This is a genomic window from Deltaproteobacteria bacterium (assembly GCA_030654105.1).
In the GTDB taxonomy this organism is placed as follows: Bacteria; Desulfobacterota; SM23-61; order SM23-61; family SM23-61; genus JAHJQK01.
In genome coordinates, this window is the sequence record JAURYC010000045.1 from 1 (window position 1) to 12,522 (window position 12,522).

Consider the following 12,522-nt stretch of genomic DNA (forward strand, 5'->3'; position numbering starts at 1 on the left):
TTAGAAAAGATTTAAATAAAATTTTATCATTCATGTTTCTATCTCCTTCTCACATCAACAGGTAGCTAGTGTCCTGAGTCAAAAATTCGTCGAACAAATCCTGCTCTCCCGCAGACTATTTTGGCTTAGCTCAACCGGAGCCGGCCCGAGGGCCGGGGCACTTCGCTAGGCATCATAAGGCGGTGGTCTTTCCATGGGGCCAGGCGGAAAAAAACACCCCGCCGCGCATTGCGGAGTCCAAGCCCGCTCTTTGAGGTAAGCAATTTACCCGGCCGATGCTGCCGGCACTCATTGCCCCAGCCCCCGGGCCACGACAAAGGTTGTCGGCAAAATAAATTTTAAAACGAATTTCTGACTCAGGACACTAGAAGAAAAAAACTAATATGGTGTCCCTATATACTAAAAGAGAAAGGTCCATGCTTGTTAGACATCTTTATCGATGCTGATGGCTGTCCGGTGAAGCAGGAAGTCTATCATGTGGCAAAGCGCTATGGGCTCAAGGTCACCTTGGTTTCGAACTCGCGGATGGGGACCCCGCAGGAGGACTGGCTCGAAGTAGTTGTTGTGGATGGGCAGTTCAACGCGGCAGATGATTGGATTGCCGAGCATGTGAGCGAGAATGATATCGTGATCACTGGGGATATCCCCCTGGCTTCTCGGTGCTTGGAAAAGGATGCCCAGGTGCTCGGTCCGTCGGGTCGCATTTTCACCAAGGAAAGCATTGGCGAAGCCCTCGCGAGCCGGGAGCTTCTGTCCCACCTCCGCGATCTCGGGACCATAACAGGTGGGCCAGCTCCCTTCGAGAAACGAGATCGCTCCCGTTTCCTCCAGCGTCTCGACGCAACGATCCAGGTCCTCCGCAGAAGGAAATAGTCTATCGTCTTAGGGTTCGTGACTCAACAATTTACAAGATGCTAAAGAGGGAACGTATAGAGGGGACATCCTTTATTCTCAACTATTCCCATCGAAATTATCCACGGGTTAGCTGGCGGTATTTAATCCGGTGAGGCTGGTCGGCGGCGGCCCCGATCCTTCTCTTGCGGTCAGTTTCATAATCCGAATAATTTCCCGCAAACCAGACGACCTTACTTTCTCCCTCAAAAGCCAGAATGTGGGTGGCGGTCCGGTCCAGGAACCAGCGGTCATGGCTGATCACCACGGCGCAGCCCGCAAAGTTTTCCAAAGCCTCTTCCAGGGCCCGCAGGGTATTCACATCCAGATCGTTGGTCGGTTCGTCCAGCAGAATGACGTTTCCCCCTTCCTTCAGCATCTTGGCCAGGTGGACCCGATTCCGCTCACCTCCGGAAAGAAGCCCCACTTTTTTCTGCTGCTCCGTTCCGGTGAAATTGAATCGGGCCACGTAGGCGCGGGAATTGACCTCCCGGTTTCCAAGTTGAACCGTATCCCGGCCTCCGGAGATCTCTTCCCAGATGGTTTTTTCCGGGTTGAGCTGATCCCGGCTCTGGTCCACGTAGGCAAGTTTTACCGTCTCTCCGATCCGGAGGGCTCCACTGTCTGCTTTTTCCTGACCGGTGATCAAACGGAAGAAGGTGGTTTTCCCGGCGCCGTTGGGGCCAATGACTCCAACGATACCGCCCGGAGGAAGCAAAAAATTCATCCCTTCGAAAAGGAGACGATCGCCGTAGGCTTTGCTCAAATCCTTGGCCTCGACGACTAAGTTGCCCAAACGGGGTCCGGGGGGAATGTAGATCTCGAGTTCCTCCCGGCGCTTTTCCGTCTCCTGACTCAATAGGTTTTCGTAGGCGTTGATCCGGGCCTTTCCTTTGGCCTGGCGGGCTTTGGGGGCCATGCGGATCCACTCCAGCTCGCGCTGGAGGGTCTTCTGCAGGGCCGTCTCTGCCTTCTCCTCCTGCTGCAAACGGATCCTCTTCTGCTCCAGCCAGGAAGAGTAATTCCCTTTCCAGGGGATTCCGCGGCCCCGGTCTAATTCCAGGATCCAGCCGGCCACGTTATCCAGAAAATACCGGTCGTGGGTCACGGCGATGACGGTGCCCGGGTATTGCTGCAAGTGCTGCTCCAGCCAGCCTACGGTCTCGGCGTCTAGATTGTTCGTGGGTTCGTCGAGGAGAAGGATATCGGGTTTCTGGAGGAGAAGGCGGCAGAGGGCCACCCGCCGGCGCTCCCCGCCGGAGAGGACCCGCACGGGTGTATCCCCGGGCGGGCACCGCAGGGCATCCATCGCCATCTCCAACCGGCTATCCAGGTCCCAAGCCCCCAAGGCATCCAGCTTCTCCTGGACTTTCCCCTGACGTTCGAGGAGGCCATTCATCTCGTCATCGGACATGGGCTCGGCAAATTTCTCGTTGATGCTCTCAAATTCTTTCAGCAGGTCAACGGTCTCCCTGACTCCTTCTTCCACAATCTCCCGGACGGTCTTGGATTCATCCAGTTGGGGTTCCTGTTCCAGAAACCCGATGGAATAACCTGGCGAAAGAATGGCCTGTCCGACGAACCCTTTATCCATCCCAGCCATGATGCGGAGGAGGGAGCTCTTGCCGGACCCATTCAACCCGATGACTCCGATCTTGGCCCCGTAAAAATAGCCGAGAGAAATGTCCTGCAGGACCGGTTTCTTGTCATAATATTTTCCCACACCCATCATGGTATAGATGACCTTATCTGGCTTTTGGCTCATTGGATTTCAATCTCCCCAAACGTTTTTTCTGGAAATAGATTACAGAAAAATTCTAAATGCGCAATAAATCCCAATCTTGCTACAATGCTTAAGAGGAATTGGAAAGGGATTTGAAATCTATTTTAATCGGATTTTTGAGATATTCCAGCCTTTTAATCAAAGCCTCAAAGATAATTTCTGAAAGAAGGGGACGGAGGTTTTGTGAAAAGCATCTTGACATTGCCTTCCCGTTGAATATTTGTTATTTTTAGAGTAGGAAAAAGAAGAGGTAGAATGGAAATTAGATAGCAAAGGAAAAGATGATGGGCTTATTAAAAGGAACTTGGACTTTTTCCCGATACCGTCTCCCGGGCAAGCTGCCCGGTCATTTCAAAGGCGATATCGACGGGCAGTTAAAAAAGTACGCCTTCCAGGAAATATCCTCGGCGACCGAGGAAAAATCATTGGGTTGGACGAGCCTGGAAAATATCCTGGATACAAAATTCGCCGATGGCAGCTATGCCTGGGGCGCATACTTGGCTTTCTCCCTCCGCGTTGACCGCAAGACGATTTCCCCGGCATTGCTGAAAGTCAAACTCCTGGAGGCGGAAAGAAAATATCTGGTCGGGAGCAGGAAACCAACCCTTTCCAAGGGGCAACGGGAAGAAATCAAAGAGCGGGTTCGCCTGGAACTCCTGAAGCATACCCCTTTTGTACCCTCCTTTTACGATGTTTGCTGGTCCCCCGCCGATAACTGGCTCATTTTCAGTTCCCTGGCCCCAAAAGCCACCGAGGATTTTGAAAAATTGTTCCAAAGAACCTTCGATCTATCCCTGTCCCCTTTCGTGCCGTGGGACCCCCGGTATCTCGACCCGGCAACGGCCCAGCAAGTCACCTCTTTACCCAAAGGGGTTTTCTTAGCCCCGCAAAGTGCGCCCGAGAATAACCAGGACCCGTCTTTTCTGGGAAGAGAATTTTTAACCTGGCTGTGGTTTAAAAGTGAGGAAAGGGGCGGGGCCGTCATGATTCCGGGAACAGGAGATGTGGAGGTCATTTTAGCTCGCAGGCTCATCCTTGAATCTGGAGATGGGGAATATTCCGAGACCGTGATTTGCCAGGGCCTCCATGCGGATTTGAAAGAGGGTAAGGCGGCCATCCGGGAGGGGAAAAAAATAAAGGAAGCCCGGATCATGCTGGGGGTCGGGACGGACCAATGGGAACTAACCTTGAAGGCCGATCGTTTTCAATTCCAGTCCGTAAAGCTGCCTGCGGGAATGGCGATGGATGAGGAAGAGGAGGAAAAAGAAGGGCGAATCCTGGAACGAATCTATTTAATGGAAAGGGTCCTGAATACCGTTGATCAACTTTTTACTCTTTTCCTTACAAAACGTTTGTCGGCGCAATGGTCTGCCGAGGATATCCCTCGGATGAAGAAGTGGATACAAAAATAGAAGAAGGCGTAAGGTCTAAACAGGCACCCTGAGAGTGCCGAGCCGATCAGGAGGGAAAAAATATGCAAGGGAACGCCCTGAAGAAGAAACTCAAGGAAGGCCAGGTGTGCTTCGGCACATTCATGCGTCTTTGCCCAGCCGCTATGGAGGTCATCGGCTATGCGGGCTGGGATTTTGCGGTCATCGACATGGAGCACGGCATTTTCGACTTCCCTTCCGTGGCTCACATGGTCCGAGCTGCCCGGTGTGCGGGCATCACCAGCCTGGTCCGGGTACCGGAGCCGAACCCTTCTCAGATTATGCGCGCTGTCGACGCCGGAGCAGAAGGTGTTCAGATCCCCCAGGTGGACTCCCCCGAGACGGCGCGCCTCGTTTCTCAAGCAGCCCGCTACTACCCAGCCGGGAAGAGGGGGCTGTGCAGCTACGTCCGGGCCGCGGGATATTCTTCCGTCTCTCCCGCGGAGCACATGGCCACGTCCAATGAAGAGGTGCTGACCGTGATCCATATCGAAGGGGAGAGAGCCGCCACGGAAATCGAGGCCATTGTGGAGACGCCGGGGATCGACGTCATCTTCCTGGGGCCGTGGGACCTTTCCCAGTCCCTCGGGGTTCCGGGGCAGACCAAGCACCCGCGGGTCGTAGAGGTCATGGAAAAAGTGATTGCAGCCTGCCGCAAAAAAGGGATGGTCACGGGGTCGTTCGTCCGGGAAATCGAAGACGCCCGACCCTGGCTCGAAAAAGGCGTACAGTACATGATGGTATCCACGGATGCCGGCCTTCTGCTCCGGGCTGGAACCGAGTGGCTTGAGAAGCTAAGGAAGATGCGTCTACGGTAGCTTTCTTTCTCCGACGGATAGCTCTTCCAATCCGTTCCGATCCAAGATAGTGATTCGTTTTCCTTCTGATTTTATTAACTTCTCCTTCTCCATTCTGGCTAATATCCGCGAAAGAGTTTCCGGAATCGTGCCTAAAAGGCTCGCTAACTGGTTTTTCGAAACATCCAACTCGAAGTTTATGGCCCTCTTTTGTTGCTCGCTGAGGAGAAGGAGATAAGCGGCCAGGCGCCCCGGAACTTCCTTCAGCGACAAGTCTTCAACCAGGCCGGCAAATTTCCGTAATCGCCTGGATAAGACCGCCAGCATGTTCAAGGCCACCGAAGGATTTTTCCCGATTAAATCCACGAAAGCAGGCCGGGGGAAGAAGAAGATCCGGCTCTCCTCCAAAGCTTCAGCGTAGGCGGGGAATTTCTCTCCGGCAAAGACCGCCACTTCTCCGATGGGTTCCCCAGCGCCGAAGATGTGCAGAATCTGCTCCTTTCCTTCGGGAGAAAGTTTAAAGATCTTCACCCTTCCCGAGATCACCACATAAAATCCCACCGCCTCATCACCCTGGGAAAAGATCATCTTTCCCCGAGGTATGACCTGATCCACCACGATTATGGCCAGATCTTCGTACTGCTTCCGGGCAAGCCCTTGGAACAGGGGAATGCTGGTAATCTGATCGATTAATTTCATGTTTTTTCCCTTCGCCCAGGAAATATCATTTTCTTTTGACTTAAGTCAAGGCATATCGAAAAAAACCCAATAGAATTAAAATAATAAAGGGGTTCAAGGATTCGAGGGTTCAAGGGGAACAAAATAAGGGTGTCGGGTGCAGGGTAAAAAAATTAGTTTCTTGACTTGAGTCAAGGATTCACCCCCTTTTTTAAGTTATGGTGAAAGAAAGGTTGGTAAAAAAGGATAAAAGCCGGCCTCTGAAATTATATCAACCCAAGAAGAAAGGAGAGAGAAGAAATGGAAAGCTTGAATATGTTCTGTTATCAATGCGAACAAACAGCGAAGGGTGAAGGATGCGCGAAGATGGGGGTATGCGGGAAGGAACCGAAAGTGGCAACCCTCCAGGATCTTCTGCTTTATGCCCTTAAAGGATTGGCGCTCTATGCTCTGGAGGGCCGCAAAGCAGGAGTAAATGACCGGAAGGTGAATGTTTTTACGGTTGAGGCTTTATTTTCCACTTTGACCAATGTGGATTTTGATCCGGAGCGGTTTGTTGAGCTCATTAAGCGCTGTGTGGAAATCAGAGAGGAGCTCAAGAAAAAAGTCCAGGCCGCTGGTGGAAAGGTGAATTTTGAGGATGGGCCGGCCACTTTCAAACCTGCTGGGAATCTGGAAGGGCTGATTGCTCAGGGGGAAAAGGTCGGATTGAAAGCGGATCCGACAATTAACCCGGATATTCTTTCGTTACAGCATACGCTCCTTTTTGGAGTGAAAGGTGTGGCGGCCTACGCCGATCATGCCCAGATTCTGGGTCAGGAGGACGATAAGGTTTATGCCTTCATTCAGGAAGCTCTGGCGGCTACTTTAAGGAAAGATCTGAGTTTGGATGACTGGATCAAGCTGGTGCTCAAGTGCGGGGAAATCAACCTGCGGACAATGGAACTTCTGGACGCGGGCAATACCGGAACCTATGGTCATCCCGTTCCCACCAAGGTTTCCCTTGGAGCCAAGCAAGGGAAAGCCATCCTGGTTTCAGGGCACGACCTCAAAGACCTGGAGGAACTTCTCAAACAGACCCAAGGCAAAGGCATTTATGTATATACTCACGGGGAAATGCTTCCGGCTCATGGCTACCCGGGATTGAAGAAATACTCACATTTTTATGGGCATTACGGGACAGCCTGGCAGAACCAGGCTAAAGAGTTTGCGGAATTCCCCGGCGCCATCCTCATGACTACCAATTGTATCCAGAGGCCCAGGGATTCATTCAAGGAAAATATTTTTTCCAGTGGAGTTGTGGGATGGCCGGGCATTCCCCACCTATCAGACCGGAACTTTGCGGCCGTGATTGAACGGGCTTTAGCCCTACCCGGATTTGCGGCCGAGGTGAACGGCCATTCGGTCATGGTGGGATTCGCCCGGAATGCGGTCCTGGGTGTCGCCGACAAAGTGATCGAAGCGGTAAAGAGCAAGGCGATCCGCCATTTCTTCCTGGTGGCTGGATGCGACGGCGCCAAGCCCGGTCGAAATTATTACACCGAATTCGTGGAAAAAGCACCCAAGGATACCGTCGTGCTGACTTTAGCCTGCGGGAAGTTTCGCTTCTTTGACAAACAACTCGGTGACATCGGCGGTATTCCAAGACTCCTGGATATAGGCCAGTGTAACGATGCTTACTCAGCGATTCAAATTGCCATTGCCCTGTCTAAGGCTTTCAACGTAGGGGTGAATGAGTTGCCTTTGTCTATGATCCTTTCCTGGTACGAACAAAAGGCTGTGGCCATTCTGCTGACCCTCCTGTACCTGGGAATCAAAAGTATTCGCCTCGGTCCCAGCCTTCCGGCTTTTCTTTCGCCCGCCGTGCTGAATACGCTGGTCAAGGCGTTTGACATCAAACCGATCACCACTGCGGATGCGGATTTGAAAGTAATCCTGGGGTAAAAACCTTTTCGCCACAGAGAACACAGAGCGGCATAGCCGCAACCAAAAGAAATCACCCCCTCCCCACCCTCCCCCCTCGAGGGGGAGGGAAAGGGTGGGGGGGATTGCTTAACAAAATTTTCAGAGTTTGAACGTTAGTAGTACAGAGGCCACCGAGATGAAATTAATGTCCAAATCCAAAAATCAAAATAGAAAATGTAAAGAATTTGGTTTTTATTTTAGATCTTATTTCTCTGTGCGCTCTGTGTCCTCTGTGGCAAATATTTTGGGAGGAAGACCATGAGATGTCCGGGACAAGACAGTCGCTACTGGAAGCCGGGGGCAATCTATGAGGTTACCTGCCCCCACTGCGGCAGCTCAGTGGAGTTCTTCAAGGACGAGTCCACCCGCCGCTGCAAGAAATGCGGCAACAAACTGGTGAATCCCAAGATGGACTTCGGCTGCGCGGCCTATTGCAAATATGCCGAACAGTGCCTGGGTGAACTGCCGCCGGAAGTTTTGGCTCAACGAAATGAACTGTTGAAGGACCGGGTAGCCATCGAGATGAAGCAATATTTTAAGAAAGACTTCAAGCGGATCGGCCATGCAACGAAAGTGGCCCGGTATGCCGAACAAATCGTCAAAGAAGAAAAAGGAGATCCGGCCATCGTTCTATCGGCTGCTTACCTTCATGATATCGGAATTCATGAAGCGGAACGGCAACATCAGAGCACGGAAGCGAGATATCAAGAAGAGTATGGCCCTCCGATTGCTCACGATATTTTGACCAAACTCGGCGCTAAATCGGAAATGATTGAAGAAGTTTGTGACATCATCGGTCACCATCATCACCCGCGCCCCGTGGAGACGATTAATTTCAAAGTGGTCTATGACGCCGACCTGATCGTCAACCTGGAAGAAAACCAGCAAGATGCGAAAATAGCTCCCGAGAAATTGCAAGTCATGATCGAAAATAATTTTCTTACTGAAAGTGGCCGCAAACTGGCCCGAAATATATTTTTAAATTGAGCCACAGAGATCACAGTGCGGCATATCCGCAACCAAAAGAAATCACCCCCTCCCAACCCTCCCCCCTCGAGGGGGAGGGATAGGGTGGGGGGGATTGCTTAATAAAATTTTGAGAAATTGAACGTTAGTATTACAGGGAACACAGAGAATAAAATAGTTAAGAGTTTGGGTCTTGGGTTTTGAGTTTCAAGTTTCGTATTTACCTCGGTGTCCTCTGTGGCAAGAATAATAAAAGGAGAGAGAAATGAAAATCAAACGGAAGATCGTCAAAATCGACGAAGCAAAATGTGATGGCTGTGGGGTATGTGTTCCTTCCTGTGCCGAGGGCGCTATACAAATCATAGACGGTAAGGCCAGGCTCATTGCCGAGAAATTCTGCGATGGGTTAGGTGCCTGTCTGAGAGAGTGCCCTAATGACGCCCTCCAAGTCATCGAAAGGGAGGCCGAGGATTTTGACGAGAAGGGTGTGGAAGAACATCTAAAGGCAAGAGAGCAATCCGAGCCCAAAGAAACTTTCACTATGGCCTGTGGGTGTCCCTCCGCTCAAATTCAGAGCTTTGCTCCGGCGAAAACATGTCAGGAGGCTAACCAACCCACTTTCCAGGGAAGTACCGCTTCCACTCTTACTCACTGGCCGATCCAGATCCGCTTGGTTCCGGCGACGGCGCCGTTCTTGAAAGGAGCCGACCTGCTCGTGGCGGCGGATTGTACTCCCGCGGCTTATCCCAATTTTCACCGGGATTATCTCCAAGGGAAAGTGGTGATGATCGGGTGCCCCAAATTCGATGAGGCTCAGGCCTACATCCAGAAATTTGCCGATATCTTCAACACCGCCGGCATCAAGTCGATTACGGTCCTTACCATGGAAGTTCCCTGCTGCCAGGGATTGCCGATGATCGTCAGAAAGGGATTGGAACTCGCCAATAAGAAAATCCCCCTGGAACAAGTAATCATCAGTACCCGGGGCGAGGTCTTAGTCAACCCTCTGAGGAAATTAGGAGAAAAAGGATAAGGTTGATTATCCTTATCGACCGACGGAGTGTCTATTTTTTAATTGTCAAGTCTCGGAAAAATGTGATAAGGAGACTCAGGATTGGACTCTCGGCGCAAAAAAGTGAGATATCGTTTAGTTAACATTCCAATTTATTCCCGGGGGGAAGGAAACGGGTCCTCTATAAACACGAGGGGAAGATGGAATTTGTAATCAACAAAATGAATCGTGGCGACTGGGAGCAAGTACGGGCTATTTACATTGAAGGGATTGCCACGGGGCACGCGACCTTCGAGGCCGAAGCCCCGGAATGGGAGAAATGGGATTCAGCCCATCTGGCGGAGCCTCGATCAGTAGCCCGGGTCGGAAGCAGCATCGCCGGATGGGCCGCCTTGAGTCGGGTTTCGCCCCGTTCCGTCTATTCCGGAGTGGCGGAAGTGAGTATCTATGTGGGAGCGAAATACCGCGGACAGGGAATCGGCGATGCCTTGCTGGCCGCTCTTGTTGATGCTTCCGAGAAGAAGGGGATTTGGACGTTACAAGCGGGTATCTTTCCGGAAAACATTTCCAGTATAAACTTGCACAAGAAGCACGGATTCAGGGAACTGGGGCGAAGGGAAAAAGTCGGAAAGATGACCTTCGGAAAACTCACGGGGATTTGGCGAGACGTCGTTTTATTGGAACGCCGCAGTAGGATTGCCGGATGTTCTTAGAGATTTATACCAAAGTGAGAATATCGCCTAAGCGGCATTATAATTCCCTTTATGAACAAATTTACGAGGTGGTGCGGCAGGTTCCGCCAGGGAAAGTGGCCACCTATGGACAGATTGCCAAAATAGTCGGCTTTTGCCCCCCCCCGCATGGTCGGCTATGCCATGGCTGCCCTGCCTCACGGGATGGAAGTGCCTTGGCAGCGGGTTATCAATCACAAGGGAGAAGTTAGCACCCGGTCTCGGGGAGACGGAGCCTTGCGACAGCGTCGGCTTCTGCGAGCAGAAGGAATCCGGTTCGATCGGAAAGGACGTATCAATCTTAAAAAAGTCCGCTGGCCCGGACCAAACGAACCAGATTCCCCATCGCAGAATACACCCCTGTCTATATAAGGCGTAACATCGAAAGTTCCTGTCCTTCCGTCTGACAAACGGTTACCTCACCTAAGCGGTTCGATTTTGAACGGCTGATGGCCTTCAACCGCCAATCGCCAGTTAGCAATTAAGTCCTCTCTGTGTATTTCGATCCATGCCTGAACCAACTTCATTTTTGACTTCGGTAGATTTCCTTCCAGAACTGTACCATCATCAATCCCAATAATCGCCTGATGCTCGCCACTGTACGCACCTTGAAAATAATTCGCCTGATTGCGGGTATGGCATTGAAATCTTAATTTTTTTGCATCCCAAAAATTTAGGTTTCAGCAGAAAGATATTTTTCCCAAAATAACGAGTAGCACCTACAAGTCAACGGGAGCGATCGATCGAATAGACTGAGGATTACTGAAAGAAAGTGAGCATAATAACAACATTGGTAGTGGTTTACGAAAGTTTTTGTCGTTTATTAGGCAAAATTGCGACAGGGTGACGTAATTCTTTATCAACAAGTAAGGAAAACAAAGAGATAGCTAAAGAGGAAAAGTAAAAATGTCGCTTTTTTATACGGAAGGCGACAGAGAAGCGAGCCTGGGATTTAACGATGACCATAACCCGCCTGCAGTAGGCGGGTGAAGCCCGCTTGCGATGAGTCCGTGCGATGGCTTTGTTAGAGGGCGGGGGGGCTAGAGCTTAACTCCTGGTGGAAAAACCAAGCGCGGTCGGATGGGAGCGCGAGTAAGCGAAGATGTCGTTCGACGACATCTATCACGTCGAGGGCAGAAGGAGACTGAGCTAGCGCTTTGATCGCTTCTTGATATTCAGATGGGCCTTGTGGCTCGGGTGCCCGACCTTTCACAATCCGCCACGCGAGAAGCGCACTCGGGCGAGCCAAATTGGCAGCAAGTAATATTTTTACGTCGGCAAGTGCCACGTCGTGTGCGAGGATTGCTTGGAACTTCGGCTCAACGCCGCTCGCAATCGGCTGCCGCAGGGGGTGCGGTTCGGAGAGTTGATCGAATACACGGCGCTCCGTTGCACCTAAAGTGTCAAGAACAGAAAGCGCTGCCTGACCGCGCATCAGCCATTCCGGATGTGAATGCGTTTCTTTGGGAGCAATGTGCCGGCGAACGCGCTCGAGGACGAGATGGTGATTCGGACATAGAGCTACGAGGTTTAGAAGATGATGTGGCCCTCGGTCGTCGCGGGCAATCACGTGATGCAAATGGGAACCGAGCGTTAGCGGAAAGGGACATACAAGGCAGCGTCCATTCTGGTGCCTGTTGACGAAGTCGCGAATCAGACTTATGCGAACCACGAGAGACCTCGGAGCTCCGTCGGTCAAATGGAAAGTCTTGCAAATGCCTGTGCGCTTGGTATCTGTCGTTGCGAGCTGGTTAAAAGAAATGTCGCCTTTTTATGTAGAAGGCGGCAAACATAGGGAGGCAAACTTTATTTAGAGAATATCCAACTGCCCGCTGGACCGTCAAATTCCTCAAGTACCACCGAATCCAACTGTGACATTTTCTCCATTAACCATTACTGGAACAAATCTCTTTCCCGAAATTTTGATCATTTTTTCCAATTCTTCGGCATCTTTAGAAACGTCGATTTCTTTATATTTTATACCTTTCCGATCCAAATCCTCTTTGGCCGCCTTACAAAAAGGGCATATTGGCGTGGTATAGATAATTATCTCTTTTTCCATTATAGCCCTCCTTCTTTGTCATTTGATATACTTCATTGGTTTATCACAGTGTTTTGGCATGTCTATATTTTCTGTGTGACCTTCTGGAAGGCACGGGCAATAAAGTTTATCTATCTCCGGACCGGAGATTCCTGGCCCTCAATGTACGACAGGGACGGATTCTTCAGCACCACATACCACGCAAATCAATTTTGCCATTTTGCTCAC

The 12,522-nt window shown here is 51.1% G+C and carries 10 protein-coding genes and 2 pseudogenes; 8 read left to right on the forward strand and 4 right to left on the reverse strand.

Annotated features, from left to right (window positions below; genetic code table 11):
* Positions 1–420: 420 nt before the first annotated feature.
* Positions 421–873 (forward strand): YaiI/YqxD family protein, encoded by a 453-nt coding sequence (locus Q7V48_01915; GenBank protein ID MDO9209495.1) that lies wholly within the window; start codon positions 421–423, stop codon positions 871–873.
* Between the two features lie 97 nt (positions 874–970).
* Here Q7V48_01915 and ettA read toward each other — a convergent pair whose 3' ends face one another.
* A complete protein-coding gene (gene ettA, locus Q7V48_01920; protein MDO9209496.1) occupies positions 971–2,656 on the reverse strand; it encodes an energy-dependent translational throttle protein EttA in 1,686 nt (561 codons plus the stop codon).
* Between the two features lie 299 nt (positions 2,657–2,955).
* Here ettA and rdgC point away from each other — a divergent pair, with 299 nt between their 5' ends.
* Positions 2,956–4,086 carry a recombination-associated protein RdgC gene (rdgC, locus tag Q7V48_01925; protein MDO9209497.1) on the forward strand — a complete coding sequence of 377 codons (1,131 nt, stop codon included), beginning with the start codon at positions 2,956–2,958 and terminating at the stop codon, positions 4,084–4,086.
* Positions 4,087–4,148: 62 nt separating this feature from the next.
* Complete coding sequence (locus Q7V48_01930; protein MDO9209498.1) at positions 4,149–4,922, forward strand: aldolase/citrate lyase family protein; 774 nt, start codon at positions 4,149–4,151, stop codon at positions 4,920–4,922.
* Here Q7V48_01930 and Q7V48_01935 read toward each other — a convergent pair.
* Positions 4,914–5,600 (reverse strand): Crp/Fnr family transcriptional regulator, encoded by a 687-nt coding sequence (locus Q7V48_01935; protein ID MDO9209499.1) that lies wholly within the window; start codon positions 5,598–5,600, stop codon positions 4,914–4,916. The two genes, Q7V48_01930 and Q7V48_01935, sit on opposite strands and share 9 nt — an antisense overlap.
* A gap of 294 nt (positions 5,601–5,894) precedes the next feature.
* On the opposite strand from Q7V48_01935, the gene hcp reads away from it, so the two are divergent.
* The 5 genes and pseudogenes from hcp to Q7V48_01960 all read left to right on the forward strand — a co-directional run bounded on the left by hcp (position 5,895) and on the right by Q7V48_01960 (position 10,625).
* Positions 5,895–7,523, forward strand: coding sequence for a hydroxylamine reductase (gene hcp, locus Q7V48_01940; GenBank protein MDO9209500.1), 1,629 nt, complete (start codon positions 5,895–5,897; stop codon positions 7,521–7,523).
* A gap of 279 nt (positions 7,524–7,802) precedes the next feature.
* Entirely contained in the window at positions 7,803–8,531 is a 729-nt protein-coding gene (locus tag Q7V48_01945; protein ID MDO9209501.1) for an HD domain-containing protein, read from the forward strand.
* 244 nt (positions 8,532–8,775) lie between these two features.
* A complete protein-coding gene (locus Q7V48_01950; protein ID MDO9209502.1) occupies positions 8,776–9,543 on the forward strand; it encodes a 4Fe-4S binding protein in 768 nt (255 codons plus the stop codon).
* A 179-nt stretch (positions 9,544–9,722) separates the two neighbouring features.
* Entirely contained in the window at positions 9,723–10,235 is a 513-nt protein-coding gene (locus Q7V48_01955; GenBank protein MDO9209503.1) for an N-acetyltransferase family protein, read from the forward strand.
* Positions 10,226–10,625, forward strand: a pseudogene (locus Q7V48_01960) (MGMT family protein). The gene Q7V48_01955 and the pseudogene Q7V48_01960 overlap by 10 nt, the downstream one beginning before the upstream one ends.
* Positions 10,626–10,672: 47 nt before the next feature.
* Here the strand turns inward: Q7V48_01960 and Q7V48_01965 are convergent.
* A pseudogene (locus Q7V48_01965) lies at positions 10,673–10,855 on the reverse strand (DUF4160 domain-containing protein).
* A 1,247-nt stretch (positions 10,856–12,102) separates the two neighbouring features.
* A complete protein-coding gene (locus Q7V48_01970) occupies positions 12,103–12,315 on the reverse strand; it encodes a glutaredoxin family protein (protein ID MDO9209504.1) in 213 nt (70 codons plus the stop codon).
* Positions 12,316–12,522: the final 207 nt, after the last annotated feature.